Origin of the sequence: Sorangium sp. So ce363, assembly GCF_051520435.1 — a bacterium.
Classification (GTDB): Bacteria; Myxococcota_A; Polyangia; order Polyangiales; family Polyangiaceae; genus Sorangium; species Sorangium cellulosum_B.
In genome coordinates, this window is record NZ_CP150333.1 from 7,174,329 (window position 1) to 7,199,974 (window position 25,646).

The 25,646-nt window shown below is 71.3% G+C and carries 14 protein-coding genes and 1 pseudogene; 4 read left to right on the top strand and 11 right to left on the bottom strand.

Translation table 11 applies throughout. The features are described 5' to 3' along the window. Positions 1-28: 28 nt before the first annotated feature. The 3 genes from alaS to WMF12_RS26960 all read right to left on the bottom strand — a co-directional run bounded on the left by alaS (position 29) and on the right by WMF12_RS26960 (position 6,292). On the bottom strand, positions 29-2,782 hold the full coding sequence (alaS, locus tag WMF12_RS26950; protein ID WP_437850089.1) for an alanine--tRNA ligase: 2,754 nt from the start codon (positions 2,780-2,782) through the stop codon (positions 29-31). A 179-nt stretch (positions 2,783-2,961) separates the two neighbouring features. Further along, the gene (locus tag WMF12_RS26955; protein ID WP_437850090.1) at positions 2,962-3,801 is read right to left on the bottom strand and encodes a HEAT repeat domain-containing protein; all 840 of its coding nucleotides are present in this window, start codon (positions 3,799-3,801) and stop codon (positions 2,962-2,964) included. A gap of 283 nt (positions 3,802-4,084) precedes the next feature. Further along, on the bottom strand, positions 4,085-6,292 hold the full coding sequence (locus WMF12_RS26960; protein ID WP_437850091.1) for a TIGR04551 family protein: 2,208 nt from the start codon (positions 6,290-6,292) through the stop codon (positions 4,085-4,087). Positions 6,293-6,900: 608 nt separating this feature from the next. Here WMF12_RS26960 and WMF12_RS26965 point away from each other — a divergent pair. Further along, positions 6,901-7,692, top strand: coding sequence for an OmpA family protein (locus WMF12_RS26965; RefSeq protein WP_437739554.1), 792 nt, complete (start codon positions 6,901-6,903; stop codon positions 7,690-7,692). 61 nt (positions 7,693-7,753) lie between these two features. Here WMF12_RS26965 and WMF12_RS26970 read toward each other — a convergent pair whose 3' ends face one another. From WMF12_RS26970 to WMF12_RS26980, 3 genes and pseudogenes are all read right to left on the bottom strand, one after another. Further along, positions 7,754-11,629, bottom strand: coding sequence for a protein kinase domain-containing protein (locus WMF12_RS26970; protein WP_437850092.1), 3,876 nt, complete (start codon positions 11,627-11,629; stop codon positions 7,754-7,756). 253 nt (positions 11,630-11,882) lie between these two features. Next, complete coding sequence (locus tag WMF12_RS26975) at positions 11,883-12,950, bottom strand: caspase family protein (protein ID WP_437873901.1); 1,068 nt, start codon at positions 12,948-12,950, stop codon at positions 11,883-11,885. A gap of 175 nt (positions 12,951-13,125) precedes the next feature. Continuing rightward, a pseudogene (locus tag WMF12_RS26980) lies at positions 13,126-13,506 on the bottom strand (WD40 repeat domain-containing protein); the annotation flags it as partial. A 103-nt stretch (positions 13,507-13,609) separates the two neighbouring features. Between WMF12_RS26980 and WMF12_RS26985 the strand changes: the two are divergent. Then, entirely contained in the window at positions 13,610-15,160 is a 1,551-nt protein-coding gene (locus tag WMF12_RS26985; protein ID WP_437850093.1) for an ATP-binding protein, read from the top strand. A gap of 34 nt (positions 15,161-15,194) precedes the next feature. Here WMF12_RS26985 and valS read toward each other — a convergent pair whose 3' ends face one another. The 5 genes from valS to WMF12_RS27010 form a co-directional block, all read right to left on the bottom strand. Further along, positions 15,195-17,897, bottom strand: a complete 2,703-nt coding sequence (gene valS / locus WMF12_RS26990; RefSeq protein ID WP_437850094.1) for a valine--tRNA ligase — start codon at positions 17,895-17,897, stop codon at positions 15,195-15,197. A 203-nt stretch (positions 17,898-18,100) separates the two neighbouring features. After that, positions 18,101-18,835, bottom strand: a complete 735-nt coding sequence (locus WMF12_RS26995; protein ID WP_437850095.1) for a ferredoxin--NADP reductase — start codon at positions 18,833-18,835, stop codon at positions 18,101-18,103. A 213-nt stretch (positions 18,836-19,048) separates the two neighbouring features. Next, positions 19,049-19,258, bottom strand: a complete 210-nt coding sequence (locus tag WMF12_RS27000) for a hypothetical protein (protein WP_437850096.1) — start codon at positions 19,256-19,258, stop codon at positions 19,049-19,051. A gap of 785 nt (positions 19,259-20,043) precedes the next feature. Continuing rightward, a complete protein-coding gene (locus tag WMF12_RS27005; RefSeq protein ID WP_437850097.1) occupies positions 20,044-20,742 on the bottom strand; it encodes a hypothetical protein in 699 nt (232 codons plus the stop codon). Between the two features lie 134 nt (positions 20,743-20,876). After that, positions 20,877-22,202: a flavohemoglobin expression-modulating QEGLA motif protein gene (locus WMF12_RS27010; RefSeq protein WP_437850099.1), complete on the bottom strand. Its 1,326-nt coding sequence runs from the start codon at positions 22,200-22,202 to the stop codon at positions 20,877-20,879. Positions 22,203-22,560: 358 nt separating this feature from the next. Between WMF12_RS27010 and WMF12_RS27015 the strand changes: the two genes are divergently transcribed. Both WMF12_RS27015 and WMF12_RS27020 read left to right on the top strand, forming a co-directional pair. Further along, positions 22,561-24,033: a serine/threonine protein kinase gene (locus tag WMF12_RS27015; protein ID WP_437850100.1), complete on the top strand. Its 1,473-nt coding sequence runs from the start codon at positions 22,561-22,563 to the stop codon at positions 24,031-24,033. Positions 24,034-24,617: 584 nt separating this feature from the next. Beyond that, a complete protein-coding gene (locus tag WMF12_RS27020) occupies positions 24,618-25,610 on the top strand; it encodes a serine/threonine-protein kinase (RefSeq protein WP_437873902.1) in 993 nt (330 codons plus the stop codon). Positions 25,611-25,646: the final 36 nt, after the last annotated feature.

Here is a 25,646-nt window from a genome sequence, read left to right on the forward strand (position 1 = left end):
TGTCCCGGCAGGGCGCAGGCAACGCGCGCTACGACGCGAGCGCCCGCTCGACCTCGGTGTAGAGCGCCGCGATCGCCGCGTCGAGCTGCGCCACGTCGGTCCCGCCGGCCTGCGCCATGTCCGGGCGGCCGCCGCCGGAGCCGCCCACGATGCGGGCGATCGGCTTGATGAGCTCGCCGGCCTTGAGCCGCTCGGTGGCCGACTTCGAGAGCATCACGGCGAGCTGCGCCTTGTCGCCCACGGCCGCGCCGAGCAGCACCGCCGAGCGATCGCCGAGCTTGTCGCGCAGCTTCTCCGCGAGATCGCGCAGCGCGCCCGGGTTGGTGCCGTCCGGCACCCGGCGCGCGAGCACCTTGATCCCGCCGATGTCCCGGGCGCCGTCCAGCATCGCGTCGATGCCGCCGCCGCCGCCGCCCTGCGCGGGGCCCGCTCCCTCCAGGATCCGCCGCTCGAGCTCGGCGACCTTCTTCTCGAGCTCCCGCTCGTGCGCCACGATCTTCCCGATCTTCTCGGCGAGATCGCCGCCCTGCGCCTTCGCTACCTGGCGCGCCCGGGCGAGCTCGGCCTCGACGCCCCGCGCGTACGCGAGCGCGTTCAGCCCCGTCGACGCGAGGATCCGCCGCACGCCCGCGGCCACGCCGCCCTCGCTCGTGATCTTGAACAGCCCGATGTCCCCCAGCGCGCACGCGTGCGTGCCGCCGCAGAGCTCCACCACCTCGGGCGTCATCGTGAGCATCCGCACCGTGTCGCCGTACTTCTCCTCGAAGATCGCCATCGCGCCTCGCCGCCGCGCCTCGTCCATCGGCAGGATCTCGGTCGTCACCTTCGCGTTCGTCAGGATCTTCTCGTTCACCAGATCCTCGATCCGCGAGATCTCCTCGCGGGTGAGGGGCCGGTTGTGCGTGAAGTCGAAGCGGAGGACGTCCGGGCCGACCCGCGAGCCCTTCTGCTGCGCGTGCTCGCCGAGCACCTTGCGCAGCGCCCAGTGCAGGACGTGGGTGGCCGAGTGGTTGCGCCGCGTCGCCGACCGCGCCGCGTGGTCCACCCTCAGGTGGACGCGCTGCCCCACGGCGAGCGCCCCCTCGCTGACCACGCCCTCGTGCACGACCAGCCCGGCGAGCGGCTTCTGCGTGTCCTTCACCTCGACGCGCGCCCCGTCCGCCGTCACCTCGCCGACGTCGCCGACCTGACCGCCCGACTCGGCGTAGAACGGCGTCTCGCGCACGACGATCTCGACCGTCGCCCCCGCCTCCGCGCGCTCGACCAGCGCACGGACCTTGCGCGCCCGGTCGCCTTCGCCCTGGACGTCGACCCGGACGATCGCGACGATCTCGCTGTCGCCCTCCTCGTGCTCGTAACCCGTGAACACCACCGGCTGCGCGAGCTTGGCGCGGGCCTCGCGGTGCGCTGGGTCCACCGCGGCGGTCGGATCGATCGGGCCGTCCGCCTCGCCAGCGCCCTTGATGATCGCGTCGGCCCCCTGGACGTCGACGCCGAAGTTCGACTCCGCGCAGATGACCTGGGTCAGATCGAGCGGGAAGCCGTAGGTGGTGTAGAGATCGGCCGCGGCGGCGGCCGGGAGCGTCCGCTCGCCGGACGAGCGCATCTCGTCGAAGCGCTCGTCGAGGATCTTCATCCCGCGCTTCAGCGTGGAGCGGAAGCGGACCTCCTCGTCCTCGGTGACGCGGGCGATGAGCTCTCGCCGGTCGCGGAGCTCGGCGTACGTCTCGCCCATCCGGCGGACCACCTCGAGCGCGACCTCGTGAAGGAACGGCCGATCGATCCCGAGCCGGTGCCCGTGGCGGATCGCGCGGCGCATCACCCGGCGGAGCACGTACTCGCGCCGCTGCTTCTCGGGCATCACCCCCTCGGCGATCAGGAACGCGGCCGTGCGCGCGTGATCCGCGATGACCCGCATCGACACGTCGTCGTCGGCGCTGCCCCCCGTGTACGGCTTGCCGCTGAGCTCGGCGGCCTTGTCGACGAGCCCGCGGAGCAGGTCCGTGTCGTAGTTCGACGTCACGCCCTGGAGCACGCTCGCGAGCCGCTCCAGGCCCATGCCGGTGTCGATGCTCGGCGCCGGCAGCGGCACGAGCGGCCCGTCCTTCTCGGCGCGCTCGTACTGCATGAACACGTTGTTCCAGATCTCGGTCCAGCCCGTGCCGTCGATGCGCGGCTCCTCGCCGAAGCGCGCGACGTCGGGCTCCTTCCCGTGGAAGAAGTGGATCTCCGAGCAGGGGCCGCACGGGCCGACGTCACCCATCGTCCAGAAATTGTCGGCCAGGCCGAGCCGGAGGATCCGGTCGTCGCCGAAGCCCGTGACCTTGCGCCAGATCGCCGCGGCCTCGTCGTCGGCCGGGAAGCCCCCCTCGCCGTTGTAGATGGTGACCACGAGCCGCGACGGCGAGATATCGTAGACCTTCGTCAGGAGCTCCCAGGCGAAGGCGATCGCGTCTTCCTTGAAGTAGTCGCCAAAGCTGAAGTTGCCGAGCATCTCGAAGAACGTCTGGTGGCGCGCGGTGACGCCGACGTTCTCGAGATCGTTGTGCTTGCCGCTGATCCGGATGCACTTCTGGCTCGAGGCGGCGCGCTGGTACGGGCGCCTGTCCTTGCCCGTGAAGACGTCCTTGAACTGCACCATGCCCGCGTTCACGAACATCAGCGTCGGATCGTTCTGGGGCACGAGCGGCGCGCTCGGGACGATCTCGTGCCCGCGCTGGGCGAAGAACTCGAGGAATGTGCGGCGGAGCAGGTCAGAGCTGGCAGGCGTTGCGATGGACATAGGAGGACGCGCGGTCTAGCACGACCGGAGAGCGGCTTCCGCCTGCTCGACGCGCGCCCGCGACGCCCGCCGCCGAAGACGCGCGTGCCGGGCCGGTTTGCGCCGGGCCGGCGTGCGAGCCGGCCCGCGCCGGGCCCGCTGGGCGCGCCGGCCCACGCCGGCGAGGCGGGACCGCCGGGTCAGCGGCCGGAGGCGACGACGCTGCTGCCGGAGGCGGCCTCGAGGGCGAGCGGCGCCCTCTGGAGCGCGCTCTCGATCGCGCCCGCGACGGCGTCGCTCTGCAGCTGGGCGAGCTCCCTCAGGCCCTGGACGCGCTTCGCCTCGGCGAGCGCCTGGGCCGAGCCGGTCATCGAGCCCTTCAGCGTCTGGCTCGGCATCTCGCGGATCACGTACTCGACCTTGGCGGCGAAGCCGACCCCGTCCGCCCCATGGCGCTTGCTCAGGTGCGTGACCGAGCCGTCCAGCGTGAAGGCCGGCAGCTTGCGGCTCTTGCCTTCCGCAGCCAAGTCCGTGCCGTCGGCCACGATCTCGATGTCGGTGAACTGCGCCACGCGGTTGCGCGTCTGCTGCTTGAGCTGCGATCCGAGCTTCGCGTCCTTCACGCCGGAGCGGTTCTCGAACTTGCCCAGGCTGACCAGGAAGCGCGCCCTGGACGACGAGCGCGACAGCTTCTCGATGGCGGCCTCGATCGGGCGTTTCAGGTTGGGGGCAGGCTCGAGGTTGAGCGCCGCCTTGAGCGCCGGGACCGCCGCGGGGTTGCCCAGCGCGCCGAGCGCCGCCGCGGCCGACGCGCGCACCGCCGGGTGCGGATCCCTGAGCGCCTTCTCGAGGGCGGGCCGCGCGCCGGGGCTCTTCGACCTGCTGAGCGACAGCGCCGCCGCGACACGGAGCCGATAGTCCTTGCCGACCGCGATGTCGCGGAAAGCGGACGTGTCTGCGTCCTGGGCGACGGACAGGGCGGTCGACCCGAGCACCATCGACGCCGCCAAGAACATCGCAATGAAGAGACGACGAACCATCACGTCCCTCCGGAGAACGGCGGCTCGCGCCACCCGTTCTCCTCGGTGAACCAGGGAAGTATCGCGACGCGCCTGGCGTCCAGACAATCCTATCCTTGGCCAGGACGGTCGCGAGATCAAGGGCTGTTTGGCCCCGGATGGCTCATGCAGGACTCATGACGAGAGCGACGACGTCGCCGTTTCGCACCGTTTGGCACGGTTCCGCGCCGCTTCGCCGCCCCGAGCGCTCATTTCCAGACACGCGGCGACGCGCGAGGCTGGCTGAGCGCCGGGCGGGTTCGGCTCAGAAGAGGATACCGAGATACCAGCGCACCGTCTGTGCGGTCTCGAGATCGATCTTCTGGACCGCGTCTTCACCCCTGAGCTGGCCGAGCCCGCCGAGAGGAAACAGCACGCCGTACTGCACCGCCGTGTAGAAGCCGCCCATCTTGTCGGGGTCGTCGTTGAGCGTCCCGTCCTTCGACTGGAAGTACAGCTGCGCGTTCAGCTCGATGCCGAGATCCCGGGAGTTGCCGGGAGCCTGGAGGAACTCGGAGGCGCGGCTCCAGATGGCCGCGGCGCCGACGCCGGCGCGCTGGCCGTTCTTGTCGCGGGCGAAGTCCCAGTCGACGCCAGGGCGGAAATAATACGCGCCCTGGACCCGAGAGAGGATGTTCCTGAAGAGGATCTGGTCGACCCGGTAATCGGGGTGGAAGCGGAATGTCGAGTACGTGCGATCGGTCGAGCTCTGGGGATCCATGGCCCCGAGCTGCGTCCCCCGCGGCTCGAGGGCGGGCGCGTCGTCGTCGCCGGTCGCGTACCCGAAGCCGAAGTGGACGCGCAGCCGGCCCTCCATCTCGGTGAGCTCGGCCTGCGTGGCGAGCCCGAACTGCCGGACGCCCCAGCCGGTGTCCTTCGGCGAGATGACGTTCGCATAATCGCTCTCGTCCTGCCCGCGCAGATCGAGGGATCCGTAGATCATCGCCGCCTCGAGCTCGAAGCGGAACTTCTTGTAAAGGAGCTGGAACCACACGTCGGGGATGATCATCTCCGCACCCCGATGCACGTACCCCGCAGCGACGTTGTCGGCGCTCTGGCCGAGCGACGCCGACAAGTCGGCCGTGGTGTCGCCGGCGGTGATGTCGTTCGCCAGCGTCTGCTGCCGGTAAGCGAAGTAGACGCCGCCGTTCATGACCATGTTGCCGCGGGCGAGCTCGAGCTTCTGGAGCTCGGGATTCTTGCGGCGGACGGCGACGAACACGTACTGATCGACGTCATCGGACTGGGCGAGGTCGTACGGCTGGCCCTCGAGGTCCTGGATCGATGCGCTCGTCGCGCCCTCGTTGGCCCAGTCCCACGCACCGGCGAAGTAGATGTCGTATTTCTTGATGCCGGTGACGAACATCAGCCGGTCGACGGTCGACTGGTAGTCTGAGTCGTACCCGTCACCGCTGTTCGCCACCATACCGAGGCCCCAGTGGTTCGGCATGCGGCCGAAGCGGAGGAGACCGACGGGGGTCATGTACTCTCCCCAGATCCGCTTGACGGAGATCGAGTCCTTCGTCGAGTTGATGCCGGCGCTGGGCGCCCACTGGGTGCTGGAGAAGGCCCCGAGCGGCGAGTAGCCGCCCCGGCGGGCGACCTGGTAGCCGCCGCCCGCCGCCGGCTGGTTCGCGTAGCCGTCCGGGGTCGAGCCGAGCACCACGTTGTCGAGGAGATCGACCTGAGTGAGGATGCGCAGGTTGTCGCTGATGTGCAGCTCGGGATTGAGACGGAACCGCATGTTCGCGCCGGCCTGGGTGTCGTTCGTGCACGAGTCGAACGAGCGGGTGCCGCCGCTCGTGGTCTCGCTCGGGTTGCAGAGCGAGACCGCGTTCCCCTTGTAGGAGTCGTCGGCCGGCTGCGGCCAGAGCGCCTGATTGCGGGGGTCGATGCGGCCGAGGGCGAAGCTGTTGAAGAGCTCCCAACGGAGCCGGTAGTAGCCGTGGAACTCGAACGTCGGTCGCGCGTGGGACCACCAGTCCTCGGCGTAGACCTCGCTGGGCCGGGCGCCGATCTCCGCCTGGATCGCCTGTCGCTCGGGCTGCTCGGCCGCCGCAGCGGCTGCGGGCGCCTCCGAGGCCGCCGGCGTGGCCGGCTGCGGCGCGGAGGGAGCGGCCGTGTCGGCCGGCGGCAGGAGCGGCTGGCGCGCCGCCGGGGGTTCGGGCGTCTCGGCGCCGGCCGGCGCCGCGCCGGGCTGCGCAGGCGTCGCGCCGGGCTGGGCCGGCGCGGCGGCCGGCGCGGCGCCGGGCTGGGCCGGCGCGGCGGGCTGGGCCGGTGCGGCGGGCTGCGCTGCGCCGGGCTGCGCTGCGCCGGGCTGGGCCGGCGCGGCGGGCTGGGCCGGCCGGCGTGCCGGCTGGGCGGACGCGGAAGACGCGCCCAGCACGAGCGCGAGCGCGAGGCCCGACCGGAGGCGACGGCGAGGGGTGCCAGGGCGGCACGACGTACCCGGAGACCGCGACGAGATGGGCATCTGCTTGGTTTCGTTCGCGCGTTTTCGCCCCGCGCGCAGGAAGAGGTTGAAGATCCGAGCTCTCGGTGACCCGGAGGCCGGGGGCCGATGTCTCACGCCCGGCCTGTGTGGTCAAGGCACCGCTCGGCCCCAGGCCCTGGAACCCGGTCACGGATGCACACCCGGGACGCACCGGAGCAGGGGCCACCGGCCACCTCAACCCCGGTCGGCTGGCAGCGACGGCTGGCGGGTCCGCCCAACCTCGGTCGGGTCCGCCTCAACCTCGGTCGGGGCCGCCTCAACCTCGGTCGGGGCCGCCTCAACCTCGGTCGGGGCCGCCTCAACCTCGGTCGGGGGTGGGCAACGCGCTGACGAAGCCCCAAGACGCGCCAGCAACGCCCGCGGCTGCGCCGCCGCCGGCGTCCCCGCTCGCGCCAGCGCCGTCGCCGGCCGCGCCGCCGCCGCTCTCACCTGCGCCGCCGGAGCCCCGATCCCGCCTCACCTGCAGCGCACGGCCGCGCGGACGGGCGGATCTCGCCGTCCTCCCCTCTGGATCTCTCGCCCGAGCTGAGCGACGCTCTCGCCCGCAGCATCCCGCTCCCGCCGACGGAGCCATGGAGAAAGCGCTCATGAACCGGACACTCATTGCACTACCCCTCGCGCTGTCGTCGCTGCTCGCCGCGGGCTGCGGCCACTCCGAGCAGGAGTGGAAGTCGCAGCTCGACAAGTACAACCAGCTCCAGAACCGGAGCCAGAAGAGGGAGGCCGAGCTCGAGAAGGAGCTCGCCGACGCGAAGCAGCGCGTCGAGGAGCTCGAGAAGAAGCTCGCGGACCAGGGCGCCGACATCTCGAAGATGAGCTCGACGCTGGAGGACCGCGAGAAGGCGCTGGCCGAGTACAAGGCGCGCGCGAAGCAGCTCGAGGCGATCCAGGCGCGGTTCGACCTGCTCCGGAAGAAGCTCGAGGAGCTCGTCAAGCTCGGCCTGGAGGTCCAGGTCCGCAGGAACCGGATGGTCATCTCGCTGCCCGGAGACGTCCTGTTCGACTCGGGCAAGGAAACGCTGAGCAAGGAGGGCCAGCAGATCCTGAAGAAGATCTCGGACGTCATCCGGGGCGACAAGTCGCTCGTGGACCGCGACTACCAGGTCGCCGGGCACACCGACAGCCAGCCGTACAAGAGCGGCCCGTTCCAGGACAACTGGGGGCTGTCGCTGATGCGCGCCCGGGCCGTGCTGCTGTTCCTGATCGGCAAGGAGGGCCAGCTGCCGACGAGGCACTGGAGCGCGGCAGGGTTCGCGGACACGGACCCGATAGCGAACAACAACACACCGGCCGGCAAGCAGAAGAACCGGCGGTGCGACCTGATCGTGATGCCGGACGTCGACGAAATGCTCGACCTGACGAAGCTCGCCACGAAGTAAGCGCCGGCAAGAGAGGGGCCCGTGGCGCCGACAGCGGCGTGCCGCTTCGTGCACCACGGGCTCAGCCGCCGAGCCACTGCCGCGCGAGCTCGAGCGTGCGGGCGTTGTCCGGCACGTCGCGGAGGAAGCGCTCGCGCCAGGCCGGATCGCTGAGCTGCTCGGCGCGCGCGAGCAGCGTCGTCCTGGCCGCCGCGATCGCGACCTCGGCCTCGGCGCGCCTCCCGCTCGCGGCGAGCGCCTCGACATACGCCAGGCGGACGAGCGACTCGCCCTCTTCCAGCGTGCCGAACTCCGAGAGCCGCGCGCTCGCCTCGGCGGCAGCCCGGATCGCCTCGTCGGTGCGCCCGAGCCCGAGCAGCGCGCGCGCGAGGAGGGAGAAGGCCTGCACGCAGAGCGTCGGCGCGCTCTCGAAGAGCGCGATGGCCGCGCGCGCCTCGCGCTCGGCGGCCTCGAAATCGCCCATGGCGAGGGCGATCTTCGCCAGGTAGCAGCGAGCGAAGAGCTCCGTGCGCACCATGCCCGCCCCCTGGCTCGACGCGACCGCCTCCTCGGCGAGCGCCCGCCCCTCGGCGAGCTGGCCACGGTACCCGAGCGCGTGCGCGAGGTTGGCCTGCACAGCGACCTTCAGCTCGTCCAGGTGCATCCGGTCGGCCGCCTCCATGGCTGCCCGCAGCATCGACTGGGCCATCTCGAAGTCGCCGAGCTCCGTGCACACGGAGCCCAGGCTCGCCCGGGCGCTGAGCGCGTTGCGATGATCGCCAGCCTGCTCGAAGGCGAGCAACGCGGCTTCCTGGCTGGCGGCACAGGAGCCCAGGTCGCCTCTGCACATCTCATGGGCCGCGCGCGCGTCGTGGAGGTGCGCGACCACCTCGATATCCGTCGTCTCCGCGCTCGCGAGGGCGCGCTGGACCACATCGAGCAGCGCGGCGCCTTCGGCGTACCGCCCCCCCAGCGACAGCGCGCTCGCGCCCGCGGACAGGCAGCGGAGCTTTGCGTCCTGCGCGTCGCCGGAGGCGGCCACGCCCACCGCCTCGGTCGTCCAGCGTTCAACCTCGTCCAGCCGCCCCAGCTTGGACGTGGCCCATACCAGGGGGATGATGGCCAAGAACCACGCGGCCGAGCCGCGCTCCACCAGGCCCAGCGCCTCGCTCCCCCGCTCCGCGGAGAGCGCGAGATCGCCGCGCCACACATGAGCCTCCGCCTGGACCCAGCGGAGCCTGCCGGCGGCGTCCCCGGCCGCGCCGCAGCCGAGACCCCGGTCGGCCCGCGCGATCGCCGCGTCGAGATCGCCGCCCCGGAGCGTCTCCTCCGCCGCGCGCAGGTACGCCTCCGCCGCCCGCGCCGGCGCGCCGCCGAGCTCGAAGTGCTCCGCCAGCACCGTCGCGTCCGCCCCGCCAGCGCGGGCCAGCCAGTCGCCCGCAAGGCCGTGCCCGACGCGGCGGTCGCGCTCGGTCAGCATGCCGTAGGCCGCCTCCCGCACCAGCGCGTGCCGGAACTCGTATTCCACCTCGCCCGCGATCCGCGCCTCGCGCCGCCGCACCAACAGCTCCCGCCGCCCCAGCTCCGCGAGCGGCTGCGCCACCGGCGCGCCGCCCACCAAGGCCGCGATGGCACCTTCCCACGACGTCTCGCCGAACACGCTCGCCGCGCGCAGCACCCGCCGCTCCTCCACGCCCAGCGCTTCCAGCCGCGCCTGCACCATCGCCAGCGCCGTCTCCGGCATCCCCTCGCCCCGCCCCTCGGCCACCGCGCGGATCTGCTCCTCCAGCACGAACGCGTTGCCCTCGGCGCGCGCCAGCAGCTCGTCCACCTGCGCCGCGCTCACGCCGTCGCCCAGCACCTCCCGCACCAGCCGCTCGCTCGCGCGCCGGGGCAGCGCCGCGAGCCGCAGCCGAAGCCCGACCCGCTGGCGCCAGAGCTCCGGAAACAGCTCGTCCACCTCGGGGCGCGCCAGCGCCAGCACCAGCAGCGGCAGGTCCCTCGCGTGCTGGAGCGCCACGTCGATCAGCCGCACCGTCGGCAGGTCGCCCCAGTGCAGATCCTCCAGCACCAGCAGCACCGGCTGCCGCTCGCACTCGGCCCGAACGAAGTCCTCGAACGCCTGGCGGATGCGGTCGCCCATCAGCACCGGGCTCTGGCGCGCCGCCTGCAGCTGCACATCGCCCTCGTCAGGGAAGGGCGCCCCCACCAGCTCGCCGAGGAACGCCGCCACGTGCGGCCCCTTGCTCCCGAGCCCGTCGAGCCGTTCTACCCGCGCCAGCACCTTGCTCCGCCGCACCTCCAGCGCCTCGCCGTCGAGCAGCCCCATGGCGCGGCGGAGCGCCTGGGCGAGCAAGCCGAACGCCGAGCCGGCCGCCATTGGATCGGCCCTGCCGATCCAGACCTCGGCGGCCTCGCGCTGCTCCTTGATGGCGCGCAGGAACTCCCAGGCGAGGCGCGACTTGCCCATGCCCGCGGCCCCCACGACGACCACCGCGCTCGCGGCGGGCTCGTCCAGGCAATGGCGCCACTCGGCCGCGAGCTGCGAGAGCTCTCGCTCGCGCCCCACGCACGGCGTCGGCTTCCCGAGCAGCCTCGGCACCGTGTCCGGCTCCTCCTTCCGGCCGCGCAGCCAGCATCCTCCGGGCCCCCGCGCCGTATCGAAGCGGCTCGCGAGCAGGCTCGCCGTCGCGCTGTCGAGCCGGATACCCCCGGACGGCGGGCCGTCGCGCCCCACGATCAGCTGGGCCACCCGATCGACCAGCTCACCGACAGGCAGCCTCCCCTCGATCTCCGCCAGCCCCGTCGCGACCGACATGGGCGCGCCGCCAACCACGGTCCGGAGCGCGAGCGCGCAATGGGCCGCTCGCACCGCGAGGTCCGTCGGAGACTCGGCCCCCGACAGCGCGACGAGCAGCCACTTCGACTGCAGGAAATCGAGCCTCCCACCGTGGCGCGCCGCGATGTCCCGCAGCGCCTGGGCCTGCGCGACCCCATCGGCCTCCGCCAGCGTCGCGCCGGTCTCCTCGCTGCCATGGGCGGCCAGGATGACGCACATGACCCGCCGCTCCGACGTCGTGATCTCCTCGCCGGGCGCGCGTGGCGCCGCGACCGCGCTCCCTCCCGCGGCGAGCCCCTCGCCGGCGAAGACAGCCAGCTCCGCCGCGACGGCGGCGCCGTCGCGCGGCCGGTGCTCCGCCGACTTCGACAGCATCCGGGCCACGAGGCGCTCGAGCAGCTCGGGGATGCCGTCGCGCAGCTCCCCGAGCCGCGGCGGCTCCTCCAACACGACCTTCACGAGGAGCGACAGCAGGTTGTCGCCCAGGAACGGCCGGCGCCCCGCGAGGCACTCGAACAGGATGCACCCGAGCGCGAATACATCCGCGCGGGCGTCCACCGGCGCCTCGCCGCTCGCCTGCTCGGGGGCCATGTACCCGGGCGTCCCAAGGATCGCTCCGGGCGCCGTCAGGCTCTGCGTGAGCCAGAGCTCGCGCGCGATGCCGAAGTCGAGCAGCGTCGCTCGCTCGACCGCGCCGCCCACCAGCATCAGGTTGCTCGGCTTCAGGTCGCGGTGGACGATGCCCTGCTGGTGGACCGCGCCCAGCGTCGTCGCCACCTGCGCCGCCAGCGTCACGCTCTCCGCCATCGAGAGCGGTCCTTGAGCGAGCCTCTGCTCCAGCGTCACGCCCTCCAGCCACTCCATCGCCAGGTACGGCTGTCCTGCGCCCGTCGTCCCGTGCGCCACGTACCGCACGACCCCTGGCAGCCGGAGCGTGACGAGCGCCTTCGCCTCCCGCGCGAACCGGCGCAGATCGCCCGCGCTCGCGCTGTGCAGCACCTTGAGCGCGACCGCCTCCCCCGACCGCCGGTCACGCGCGCGATAGACCTCCCCCATCCCGCCGGATCCGGCGAACCGCTCGATCTCGAACCGATCCTCGACCACGTCCAAATCGCGCATTGCGCCTGCGATGTCGTTCACACGGGCCTCCAGCGACGGCCCTCACCCGCAGGATCACGGTACCCTGTCGGTAGCAAATGTAATCTACGCCACGATCACCCCTGCATGTGGCCGATCTCGGGCACCTGGATCGCAGAGCGACCACAACGCGCTCTGGTGCTCGGGCGCCCGGGGACATTCGCGACGACAGCGCGTTCCGGTGCCCGGGCATCGAGCTCCTCGCCCGCCGCGCAGGGCAGCGCGCGGCGTGATCTCAACCGCCGAGTCGGATCCGGAATGTCGAGGCAGGCTCGTGTCCGCACGCCGTTCCCGCCCGACAAGGCTCGACCTCGACGCGGTACTCGCCGGGCTCGTGATCCTTGAGCGGCACACGGAGGCGCTGGACCTGGCCGCCCTTCCATGGCCCCGGCGCGAACACCTCGGGCCGCGCCGCCGGAGGCGCCTTGTCGACCGCGTACACGCCGATGCGCACGGACTCCGTATCTTGGCCAAAGGCGATCTCGACCTCCAGGGTCCCGTCGATCCGGCGCCCGAGCGCGGTGAGCGGCCTTGTCCCGAGGACCGTCCCCTTCACGCGCGCGAGCGTGGTGCCTGAGGCGGCGGCCTCCTCGCTCGCCATCACCGCGGGCGCCTCGGCGGCCCCGCGCAGCGGCCACGCGAGCGGCAGCGTATCGAGCCTGCCGAAGAGGCGCGGGCGCTGCGCGTAGGTGCGGCCCTGCGCCCGGTTGAACGCCAGGCCGAGCGTGACCGCCTCGCGCTCGGGATCCACGGCCGCCGGGTCGGTCCAGGCCCCGACGAGCGCCTTCGTGAACACGCCCCCGCGCGGCGTCTCGGCGGCGTCGCTGCCGGCGCTGGCCGCGGTGACGACGCCGATGCGCTCGCTGTGGTCGTGCTCTACCCCGAGATCCTCGGGCAGCGAGAAGGCGCCGGCGCGGCCCGCGTCGAGGATGACCAGCACGCGCCCCGCCTTCGAGCGGGCGATGGCCTGGAAGAGGCGCGCGGCGGGCAGCGCGTTGCGCGGATCGGCGGGGCGGGCCGGGTCGTAGTCGACGGGCAGGAGGAAGCCCTCGCCGCGCTGATCGAGGCCGTGGCCGGCGAAGTAGACGAGCAGCGTCTCGCCCTCGGCGGCGCCGGCGAGAAAAGCGGTGACGGTCGGCTCGAGGTTGGCCGCGTCGAGGTCCTTGGAGGCCTTGATGCGGTCGTCGTCGAGGGCCCAGCTGTCGCTGCGCTGCAGGGCGCGGCGCATCGCGTCCACGTCGGCGAGCGCGCCCGGGAGGCGCTTGACGCCCGGGGCGCGGTACGCGGCGTTGCCGATCAGCAGGGCGCGCGGGCGGAGCGCGCGGGCGCGGAGGTCGGGCTCGGGCCCTCACCCCTCCGGAGAGCGTACCGACGAGGATCTCGCCTCCATCCGGTCGCACGCTGAGCGAATTGACGGCATCGGTCGGGCCCAGGGCTCCGAGCCGCCGCCGCTCGCCGCTCTTGCGGTCCCAGACGAAGACCTCGCCGCCCCAGCCGCCGCTCACCACCCCGCGCCCGTCCGGCAGGAACGCACAGCCACGAACCCATCCTCCGTGCCCCTCCAGCCGCTGGACGACCTGGCCGGTCGCCACATCCCAGACGAGCAGCACCCCATCCTCGCCCCCGGACACGATCTGCCGACCGTCCGGCGAGAACGCCAGGCAGTTCACCTTCGCCAGATGCCCCTCCGGCTTCGCCAGCAGCGCCCCCGGCGGCGGCCAGGCCTCCGGAGGGGCGGCCGGCGTGAGCTGCGTCGGCTGCGGCTGCGCCGGCGACGCGCCGCTACAGCCACCGATCGCCGCCGCCAGGGCGATTGCGCCCAGCCCCGCCGCGCCGCTCCCGAATCGCCCGTTCGACATTGCCACGCATCCTATCTCATCGAGGTTCGACGCCGCCGGGCGAACGCGACCGGCGTCGCCGCGCTGGCCACCCGGAGCCGCCGCCCTTAGGCTCACCGCCGCGATGCACCGCTGGTTCAACACGGCAGGCCCCTGCAATCCGGCCGATCACTACATGCTCCCGCCAGAGGAGCGCCTGCCCGGGGTGCGCGACCTCGTCGATCGCAAGGCTTACTTCGTCCTGCATGCGCCACGGCAGATCGGCAAGACGACCTCGCTGCGTACGCTCGCCCGGGATCTCACGGCCGAAGGGCGCTATGTGGCGGTCCTCGTCTCGGCGGAAATCGGCGCTCCCTTCCCCGACGACCCTGGCGCAGCCGAGCTCGCGATGCTCGCCGAATGGCGCGGCACCGCCGGCTCGCAGCTCCCGGCCGATCTGCGGCCGCCACCGTTCCCCGATGCCCCCCCCGGCCAGCGCATCGGAGCGGCCCTGCGCGCCTGGGCCAAGGCTGCGCCGCGTCCGCTCGTCGTCTTCCTCGATGAGGCCGACGCCCTGCGCGACGCGACGCTCGTCTCCCTGCTGCGCCAGATCCGCAGCGGCTATCCCGATCGCCCGAGTGACTTCCCGCACGCGCTCGCGCTCGTCGGCCTGCGCGATGTGCGCGACTACAAGGTCACGTCCGGCGGCAGCGACAGGCTCGGGACGTCGAGCCCCTTCAACATCAAGGTCGAGTCCCTCACCCTGCGCAACTTCACGCACGACGAGGTCGCGGCGCTCTACGCCCAGCACACGGCCGAAACCGGCCAGGTCTTCCGTCCGGACGCCGTGGACCGGGCCTTCGAGCTCACCCAGGGTCAGCCATGGCTCGTGAACGCGCTCGCCCGCCAGCTCGTCGATGTCCTGGTCAAGGATCGCGCGCTGCCCATCACGGCCGCGGACGTCGATCGCGCCAGGGAGATCCTCATCGAGCGGCAGGACACGCACCTCGACAGCCTGGTGGACCGGCTGCGCCAGCCGCGCATCCGCGCCGTGATCGAGCCCATGCTCGCCGGCACCACCCTCGGCGATGTGCCCGAAGACGACCGGCGCTTCGCGGTCGACCTGGGCCTCGTGCGCCGAACGGCGGAAGGCGGTCTCGTCATCGCCAACCCCATCTACCGCGAGATCATCGTCCGTGAGCTCGCGAGCGGGGTGCGCGACTCGCTGCCGCGCATCCCGGCGACCTGGCTCACTCAGGACGGCCGCCTCGACGCCGATCGCCTGCTCGACGCCTTTCTCTCCTTCTGGCGCCAGCACGGTGAGCCGCTGCTCAGGGCGGCGCCCTACCACGAGATCGCCCCGCACCTCGTGGTCATGGCCTTCCTCCACCGCGTCGTGAACGGCGGCGGCACCATCGATCGCGAGTACGCCATCGGCCGGGGCAGGATGGATCTCTGCGTCCGTTATGCGGGCGAAACGCTCGCGATCGAGCTCAAGGTCTGGCGCGACGGCCGCCCGGATCCCCTTGCCGAGGGGCTTGCCCAGCTGGATGAGTACCTCGCCGGGCTGGGGCTCCAGCGCGGATGGCTGATCCTCTTCGACCAGCGCGCGGGACAGCCCCCCATCGCCGAGCGCACGCGCCGCGAGCACGCGTTGACCCCTGCCGGTCGCGAGGTCGTCGTGATCCGCGCCTGAGCGCGCTCGTCGTTCAGGAGCCTCGATCCGGAGGCTACTCCGTGGCCGCCGCAGCCTCCCCCGTCCCGGCCGCCGCCGCAGCCGTCACCTCCAGCTCGCAGCGCACCACCTGGACCTCGCCGTCCGCCAGCTCCGCCCGCTCCACCAGCTCGTGCGCCCCCGCCCGCACCGCCGCGAGCACGTCCCCCAGCGCCGGCTTCAGCCGCGCCAGCGTCGCCGCGTTCGCCCCCAGCGCCAGATCCGTCACCACGCGCCCCACGCTCGCGCCGAGCTCGCTCTTCCGCTTGTTGACCGCCGCCATCGCCGCAGCCGCCAGCTCCAGGAGCCCCGCGTCCGCCGGCGCCGCGACCTCCGCGAAATCCCCCGCCGCCGGCCACTTCGCCCGGTGGATCGACCGCTGCCCCGTCTCCTCCGCGTACACCCAGGCCCAGACCTCGTCGGTGATGTACGGGAGCACCGGCGCGAACAGCCGCAGCAGCACCGAGAGCCCGAGCCGCAGCGCAGCCACCGCCGAGCCCCGCGCCGCATCACCAGCGCCGCCCTCGCCGCGCGCCCGCGCCTTGGCCAGCTCGAGGTAAGCGTCGGTGAACCAGCGCCAGAAGAAATCCTCCGTCCGCTCGAGCGCCGCCGCGAACTCCTGCGCCTCGAACGAGCGCGTCGCGTCCGCCACCACCGCCGACAGCTTGTGCAAGAACGCCCGATCCAGCTCCTCGGAGACCGGATGGACCTCCGCAGACTGGCTGAGCACGTACTTGCCCGCATTCCAGATCTTCGTGACGAGGCGCTTGCCGATCTTCAGCACCTTCTCGTCAAACGCCGTGTCCGTGCCGAGCCGCGCGCTCGCCGACCAGTAGCGGACCGCGTCCGACGAGTAGTTGTCGAGCAGGTGCATCGGCGTCACGACATTGCCCTTGCTCTTCGACATCTTCTTGCGATCGGGGTCGAGGATCCACCCCGAGATCGCGATATGACGCCACGGCACCGACGCCTCGTGCAGCATCGCCTTCGCGATCGTGTAGAACGCCCACGTCCGGATGATGTCGTGCGCCTGCGGGCGAAGATCGGCCGGGAACAGCCGCGCGTGGCGCCCCTCGTCGAGGCCCCAGTGCGAGCTGATCTGCGGCGTGAGCGAGCTCGTGAACCACGTGTCGAACACGTCGGACTCCGCCGTGAACCCGCCCGGCTTGTCCCGCTGAGACGCATCGTACCCGGGCGGCACGTCGACCGTCGGATCGACCGGGAGCACCTCGCGCGTCGCGAGCAGCGGCCTACCGTGATCCGGGTTGCCCTCGGCGTCGAGCGGATACCAGACCGGGAACTGCACGCCGAAATACCGCTGGCGGCTGATGCACCAGTCGCCCTGGAGCCCCTCGGTCCAGTTGCGGTACCTGAGGCGCATGAAATCCGGGTGCCACTCGATCTTGTCGCCGAACTCGAGGAGCTTTTCCTTCTTGTCGGCGAGCCGGACGAACCACTGCCGCGTGGGCACGAACTCGAGCGGCTGATCGCCCTTCTCGAAGAACTTCACCGCCCGCTCGATCGGCTTCGGCTCGCCCCGCAGCGCCGGGCCTGTGCCGGGCGCCGCCGCGTGCTCCTCGCGGCGGAGGAGCTCGACAACGGCCGCGCGCGCCTGCTTCACCCCCTTGCCCTGGAGCGGGGCATACGCGGCGTTCGCGGCGGCCGGATCGCGGCTCTGAAAGTCGCCCTCCCCGAACGTCACCGGGAGGAGTCGGCCGTTCTTGCCGAGCATCTGCCGGAGAGGGAGCTTCTGCTCCCGCCACCAGATCACGTCCGTCGCGTCGCCGAAGGTGCAGACCATCAGGATGCCCGTGCCCTTCTCGCGATCCACGAGCGTGCTCGGGAAGATGGGCACCGGCGCGCGGAAGATCGGCGTGAGCGCCGTCTTGCCGAAGAGGTGCTGATACCGCGGATCCTCGGGGTGCGCCGTCACGCCCACGCAGGCCGCCAGCAGCTCCGGGCGCGTCGTGGCGATCACGAGCTGCTCGCCCGTGCCCTCCACGGCGAACGCGATGTCGTGGAACGCGCCGGACTGCGGGCGATCCTCGACCTCCGCCTGCGCGACCGCTGTCTGGAAATCGACGTCCCACATCGTGGGCGCGAAGACCGAGTAGAGGTGGCCCTTCTCGTGCAGATCCAGGAACGACAGCTGCGCCGTCCTGCGGCAGTGATCATCGATGGTGGCATACTCGTACTGCCAGTCGACCGAGAGGCCCACCCGGCGGAAGAGCGCCTTGAAGACCTGCTCGTCCTCGCGCGTGACCTTGTGGCAGAGCTCGATGAAGTTCGGCCGCGACACGATGCGCGGCTGCTCCTTCTTGAGCGCCTCCGGCGCCGCCTGCGGCAGCGAGAGGCCGCGCTCGTAGGGCGTGCGCACGTCCGTGCGGACGTGGAAATAGTTCTGCACGCGCCGCTCGGTGGGCAGGCCGTTGTCGTCCCAGCCCATGGGGTAGAAGATGTTGAAGCCGAGCATCCGGCGCTGCCGGACGATGACGTCCGTGTGCGTGTAGCTGAAGACGTGGCCGATGTGCAGCGAGCCCGAGGCGGTCGGCGGAGGCGTGTCGACCACGAAGGTCTCCTCGCGGGGGCGCGAGGGGTCATAACGGTACGTCCCGTCGGCCTCCCACGCGTCGGCCAGGCGCTGCTCGGCGACGGGCGAGTCGAAATGCTTCGGGAGCGTCGCTGGATCGATGGTGCGGAACGTCTTCTTGGTCGTCACGTGATCACCTGCAGAACTGACCCCGCAGGTACCGCCCGCGGGGGCGCGCATCCTACGTCGTACCCAGGGTAACGCTCAAGGCGCGCCGCGTCACCGGAGGGCGATCCACGCTCGCGTCCGCCCGAGATCGGCGGCTCCTTCCTTGGAGAGGCCGGCGGCTCCGCCGCGGCGCTCGACGTGGACGCGCTCGCCGGGGCGGCGGCTCAGTCGTAGCGCTCGACGTGGACGTGCTTGCGGGGGACGCCGAGCTCGCCGCGGGCGAGCTCGCGCACGAGCGAGACCATCCGATCGAGGCCGCAGATGAAGACATGCGGGGCCGGATCCCCGCTCGCCCCGGCCAGCTCCCGGTAGAGCTCGGGCACGTGCGCCTGCACGTAGCCGCGGCGGCCCGACCAGGACGGGCCGCCGCGCGAGAGCGTGATCTCGTAGCGGATCCGGTCCGAGCCGCGCGCGAGCGCCTCGAGCTCGTCGCGGTAGATGATGTCCTCCTCGAAGCGCGCGCCGAACAGGATCCACAGGTGCGCGGCCACCCCGGCGCGCAGCGACGCCTGCAGCATGCTCCGGAGCGGCGTGACGCCGGTGCCGGTGGCGACGAACAGCGAGGGCGCAGGGCTCTCGGGATCGCGCGTGAAGAGCCCGTGCGGGCCGACGGCGCGGAGCGTCGCGCCGGGCTCCAGCCGGTGCAGGTACTCCGAGCCGGCCCCGCCCTCCACGCGGGTGACCGCCAGATCGAAGCGAGGCGAGCCGTCGGGGGCAGAGGCGATCGAGTAGGCGCGCTTCACCTCACCGCCCGGGAGCGGGAGGACGAGGTTGACCCATTGCCCGGCCTCGAACAGGAACGCCCTGCCGTCAGCGCGCTCGAACGAGAGCTCTCGCACGAAGGGGCTGAGAGGCCGGACGGCGACGAGGCGAGCTTCGAACGGTTCGGCTTGGATCATGATCGGACCTCTGCAGGGCCACAGGCTGCTGGGCCGCGCGGGTGGCGAGGTCTTACCGCAGCCCTCGCCCTGGCCCAATCACGATCGGAGCCGTCAGCGCGCTGCCGGACGGCGTGGAGTCGCGGAAGTCTAGGCCTTCCGGCTCCACGCCGCCGGAGCGCACGGCCGGACCGCCGCCGTTCGCGGCGCTCCGGCGCCGGAGCGGCGGCGGATCTACCGCTGCACGCCCATGCGGCGGCGCTGCGGGATGTTCAGCGCCGGCCGGGAGCGGTCCTGGTTCGGGAGCTTGCTCGGCGGGCGGGGCTCCCTGTGCGCGGGCTTCGGCGCCGGGGCATGCCCCGCCTGCGGCGGGCGCTGCTCGGGCGTCTTGGCCGAACCGAGCTGCAGTGCGCGCTCGGGGAGATGCGCGGGTCGCTCCGTCATAGAATCCTCCATTCGATCACTCATCACCACGGCAGAAAGAGCACCAAGGCTGAACGAACCCTTCGAAGAACCAGCTCTCATACACCCTCCATTCATCGTACGACCCCGGATTGCAGGCACACCGATGCCGCGACGGACGCTGGCTCCGGACGCCGCCCAAAGGCCGCTCGACTGGCGCTCTCGCGCGATGGACGCACCTCCACGCATCGCCGGGGCAGGGCGGTCCGCATCACCACACGCCCCCTGGCAAGGCGCCTCAGCGCCTCGCCGTCAGGAGAGATGGCGAGTCGGCCCGCCGCGCCACGAACCATCCGGCTCGGTGCTTCGCGCGAGCGGCCAGCGAGCGAGGGGCTGCGACCGCGAGGTCAACGACCTCCAGCGCATCGGACTCGTTCGCAGTTGGACCACGCTCCGTCCCCACGAGCACACGACCCACGCCCGCGCGGGGATTCCGCGGGCGGCCGTCGTGGCTGCTCACGCGCGGCGGCAGAGGGTCGCCGTGCCTACCTGGGCAACAGGCGCTCACCCCTCGGGGCCGCGTGACGGAGCGGTGGTATCAGCAGGGAGTGTTCATGATTGACGCGGGCGACGCGTCGACAACAACGCTAGCACCGGAGCCAGAGATCGCCCAGCACTTTCTGCGTCTGTGGAGGAGAGCTGTGCGCGTGGTGATCTCGCGCTGTCCTCGCGGAGCGTTCGTGTCCTCCTTTTGCTTCCGCTTCCGCTTCTTCTCCGCCTCACGAGCCACAGGAGCGCGCGGGCGCGCCTGGGCGCCGAGCCGCAGCTCAGAACGCGATGCGCAGCCCCAGGCCAAGGGGGACCGCTCCAGGCGACGCGACGACGGCGCCCGGACCGACGAGGAGGCGCGCAGCGGCCAGCCCGCGCATATCGAGCCCTTTCCGCAGCACCCGCTTCTTGCCGATCACGTAGAGCGGCAGGCCGGCGCCAACGGCGGCCACGCCCCCGGCCGCCGTCGCCACGGCCACCGTGTACCCGTCGCGGTGCTTCGTGACGGCCTCGTCGTGGTTCGCGGTGATCAGCACGGCGCCGGTGACGAGGGCGGCTGCTCCGAGGCTCGCGAGGACGATCCCCGAGACCATCATGACAGTGCTGTTCCGCTCGGTCGTCCGCTCCATGAAGTTGCGGAGCTCTCTCTTCGTCGCCTCGATCTCCAGCTCGATCTGGCGCCCTCGGGCGTCTCGCATGTCCTCGGAGTCAACAAAATCGTGGATGGCGTCCGCCTCGTACTTGAGCGCCTCGATCCTCGCCTCGTACGCAGCGACCGTCGCCTCCCACATGGCCTGCGGCGGGAGCTCCTCCACGGCCGGCGCGGCCACGGCCGGCGCGGCAGGGGGCGCGGAGGGCGCGAGCTGCGGGGGCGGCGTCTGCGCGGCCGCGCTCGACGCGAGCACCGCGCCGGCAAGGGCGAGCGCCCACGCGACGAGGCGGCGGCGCACCGCGGCCGCGGAAGAAGTGGAGGACATGCGCGCCGGGGGCGCGGAGGGATGCGCGAAACGGGAATGGACTCGTCCCATCAGCGAGCGGCATACCTCAACCGTGGCGCAGGGACATCCGTCGCGTCCCGCTCGCCCGGCCTGCGCCCGCGATCGCGGCGCCCTCACCCCTCCCGGGGCCGGCCGCGGCGCTTGCTCCCCTCCCCGTCCCCGACCGGCCGCGCCTCGGCGGCCACGCGGAGCAGCTCCTGGAAGTGCCGCTCCACCGGGCCGAGATCGATGCCATCCATGAACGAGGTGAACGCGAAATAGGGCAGCAGCGTCTGCCAGGCGCGAAGCCAGCCCGGCAGGTAGCGCGGCCGCTCCAGCACGCCGGCCGCGCGCAGCTCCGCCAGCACCGCGATGTCGTCGAGCGCGATCCGGCCGCAGACGAGCAGCTCCACCTCGTCGCGCAGGCCGCCGCGCAGGACCGCGGCCAGGAAGGCATAGACCTCGAGCAGACCGGCCAGGTAACAGGCGTCCTTCGTGAAGGGCGCGCCGCCCTCGACGAGCCCGCCGCGGCAGACGCGCTGGGCGTCGAAATAGGCGTCGCGGCGCCCGGCGCCGCGCTCGCGCAGGTACCTGTAGAGATCGAGGAAGCTCGCGCCCTGCTCGGCCATGTCCACGAGCCGCACCCGCTCGGCGAGGCGGGTGAGGCGGCCGATGGAGAGCGAGCGGCTGTACAGCTCGGCGAAGATGGCGAGCCCCTCCTGCGTGCGCGTGGTGCGGGGGCCGCCCGACCGCAGGAACGCGCACCGCGGCTGCGCCGCGCCGTTGTGCGCGGTGAGCGCGTGCGTCTCCACCTCGTGGTGCCACAGCCCCTCGGCCTCCCAGGACGCGAACGTGGCCTCCGGGCGGATGCGGACGCGGCTCATGCCCGCCACCACCTTGGCCGTGATCCGCGGGTCGAGCACGATCTCGAGGTCGAGCGTCGGCGTCCGCGCTGCGACGCGGGCGGCGAGCAACTCCCGGAGCGCGCCGGCGTCGAGCGGATCCTCGTCGGGATCGCTGGCCTCGTCCCAGCCGTGGACGCGCAGGCGCGCGGTGAGGTGCTCGGCGAGGTCGATGTTGCGGACCTCGCCGCCGAAGAACCGCGAGCGCGCGCCGCCGTAGAGCGCCCGCGAGCGCTCGGAGAACTCGCGGGTCCCCGCCGCCTCGAGCAGCTCCGCGGCCTGGATCTGCGCGCGGACGTTGTCCCGCAGCCAGTCGAGCGCGGGCGCGTCGCCGTCGATCGATCCGAGGAGCTCGCGCAGCTCGGCGATGCGCCGAGCGAGCCCGTCGCGATCCACGCGGTGCTCGACCTCGGGGAGGCGATCCCCGCCGGCGGCGAAGAAGCGCTCCTCGACTTCGCGAGGCCAGGCGATGTCCTCGAGCAGCCGGAGCGCCTTGCCCTCGGAGAGGCGGGCGCCGACCCGATCGAGCTGCTCCAGCACGGCGCGGTCGATGCTCATGGCGCGATGCTCGCCCGGACCGCCGGGCGTGGGAAGCGGCCGGCGCGGGCGTTTGCGGCTCCGGCGCGGATCCGGGGCTGGATCAGGAGCGCGCCTGGCTCCGCGTGCCAGCGAGCCCTGGCGGGACGGTTTTGCGGGGGCGAACCGTCGCGATCCCGCCCGCGGGCTCTGCTGAGATCGCCCGTGCGCAGTGGTTGCGTGCCGAAGCGCCCCGGAGGCCTCCGGCAACGTGTTGTCGGCAACCAGCAGGCCTGTGCCGGGGAGGCAAGCGCGAGGGCGTGCGCCGGCGCTCCCCGTGGCCACGCCGAGCATGTTGTTCAGCTCCTCGCATCCGGGATACATTGGAGCCTGAACCTCGATGAATGATGATCCCCAGCTAGCACACTGTACAGCACGAATCGGAACGGTCCTCCGGGGCAAATGGCGCATCGATTCGCTTATCGGCGTCGGCGGGATGGCTGCGGTCTACGAGGCGACACACAGGATCGGCCGGCGCTGCGCGATCAAAATCCTCCATCCGGAAATCGCGGTCTCCAAGGAGCTTCGAGCCAGGTTCGAGCAAGAGGCGCTCGCGGTAAACCAGCTCGGTCACCCCGCAGCCGTCAATGTCCTCGACATTGATACGAGCGAAGATGGCTCGCCGTTCCTGGTGATGGAGTTGCTCGATGGTGAATCGCTCGGCAAGCGCGCCCGCGGCTCCGGCGGCATCGAGGAGCGCGAGCTGCTCCGCGTTGTCTCGACCGTGCTCGAAGTGCTCGAAGTCGCGCACGGGCTCGGCATCGTTCATCGAGATATCAAACCTGATAATCTATTTTTGACCTCCTCAGGCGGCGTCAAAGTCCTCGACTTCGGGATCGCTCGAATGAAACAGGGGGGCTCCAATGTTCATACACGCACCGGCACGATGCTCGGGACTATACCTTACATGTCGCCCGAACAAATCACGGGCGGCCAGATCGATGGGCGGGCCGACGTCTTCGCCGTTGGCGCGACGATGTTTCGAATCCTGACAAAACGCCATGTGCACGAGGGCTCCATGGAAAGCGAGCTCCTCATCAAAATGGCGACGCAGCCTGCGCCGGCCCTGCGCACCGTTGCCCCCTCTGTCAGCCCAGAGGTCTGCGCCATCGTCGATCGCGCGCTCGCTTTCGATCTATCGCGCCGCTATCCAACGGCCCGCGCCATGCGCGAAGACATCAAGCGAGTTCTGGGCGCCGATGCTACCCCTCACGCGCCAGCCCCCGTGTCGATCCGAGCCGACGTGTCGTCTCCAATCAGCGTCGATGGCCCGACGATGGCTGCTCCTGCTCCCGGCCAAGCGATGCAGGCACCGATGGTCGTATCCGCGCCGCCTCAATCTGCTGCAACCAGCCCACGAGCGAGCTCGAATTCTCCATTCTTGATGATTGCAGTGATTGGCTCGTTTGCTGTCGCCGTTTGCCTCGCCGCTGTCTTCTTCGTTGTTCGTTCGCAAGACTCCGCCGAAGACACTCGTGAGAGCGCGGACGATGAGACATCGCAAGAGGACAAGGCGAGCGGTAGCTCTCGCGCGATGGCCACGTCTTCCGCTACCAGCACGCCATCCTCGACCCCATCCTCGACCCCATCCTCGACCACCGGGCCCTCATCGACGCGCCGGCCCGCCCCCAATGGCAAATATCGCCTCCTCGTCAAAGACGGCAAATATCCATTTTGCGTCACGTCGAAACTGAAGCATGCCTATCCAGTACGCACGAACGAAGAGGGCGTCAAAGTGTGCATCGGCACCCCCGACGGGCCCATTCCGATTGACGGCCTCAAAGCCTACCACCCCTCCGAGCTTCAATGGTAATCGCTTTGTGAGGCGGCGGCCTTGTCTTGTACCGTCCCGGCATGCCGAAGAGCACGCCGCCGCCCAACTCTTCGATCGCTGGCCCCCGATGTCTTCATCACGCCTTCGGGGCGGGGCTGGAGGTTCCGGCGATACGGGCGGCGACCAGCGAGCTACGGCTCGATGCACTGTGGACATCCTTGTAGGCTGATGTCGGCGTACGGAGCCAGATCCACGAATATCGCGGAACTGCACAGCTTTTCCGTGCGGAGGGTGGATTGAGCATGATGTCCACTCGGACGGCGGTGCGGTTCCTCGGCTCTCAGCACCTTTGTGCGTGTACACTCCCCGGCATGCCAGGGACAATCCCACCCAAGGGGCGCTCAAGCACCGACGACGTCACGGTGCGGATGCTCGGGAAACAACGCGACGCCTCCGTCGTTGAGCTCACAAGCTCGGCGCTGGTGGAGGAAATCGAGACTGCGGCGCGGCCGTGGTCGGACGACGCACCCACGTTGGTGCGCTCAGACGACAACGCGCCAGCGCTGATCGGGAGCTTGATCTCGGAGCGGTACCGCGTCCACGAGCTCATCGGGGAGGGCGGCATGGGAGCCGTGTACCGCGGCGAGCAGGTGCACCTCCGCAAGCAGGTCGCGATCAAAGTCCTCCAGCCGAGCGCCCGGAACCTCCCCCAGATCGTGGCGCGGTTCGAGCGCGAGGCGATCGCGGGGGCGCATATCCAGCATCCGAACGTGGTCTCGGCAAACGACTTCGGTCAGCTCGCGGATCGGTCGCATTTTCTCGTCCTCGAGTATGTCGAGGGCACCCCGCTCCAGGACGTGATCGCCTCGGCGCCGCTCCCCGCGCGACGCGCGCTCCACATCGCGAGGCAGATCGCGTCTGCTCTGGAGGCGGTGCACGCGAAGGGGATCGTGCACCGCGATGTGAAGCCGCAGAACATCCTTCTCGGCGCCCGTGATCAGGTGAAGCTCATCGATTTCGGCCTCGCCAAGGTGAACGTAGAGCTCCTGTCCACCGAGAGCCGCGAGGCCGCGCGCAAAGGCCAGGACCTCACCGCTGCCGACCAGGTCCTCGGCACCCTCAGTTATCTCGCGCCGGAGGCCGTGCGCGGCATGGATGCCGTCGATGCTCGCGCAGATCTTTATGCGCTTGGAATCATTTTGTACGAAATGCTGTCCGGGAGAAGCCCGTTCGACGCGAGCGACGGCCAATCTTCTTTCCGGCAGCGGCTCCTCGAGGATGCGCCCCCGCTCCGCCAGCGTGCTCCGGGATCAGGTATCCGCCCCGAAGTGGAGGCGCTCGTGATGCGGCTCGTCCAGCGAGACCCAATCCAACGCTATCCGACGGCTACCAACGTGATCGCGGCCATCGACGGGGCCATTGCGGCGATGGAGGGCGCGCCGAGGCAGATCGAGCCGACCGTTGCGATGCAGCCCAGTGCTCCGGGGCGCCAGACGAGCGCGACATCGCTCGCGTCCAGGTGGACCTCGCCGGCGATGCGGCCGTGGCTCATTGCGTCCATCGTCGTATCGCTCTTGCTCAGCGTCGCGCTCTTGATCGCCATCCTGCTCAGCTGACAGAGACTCAAAAAGGCCACATCGAGGGAGCAGGCT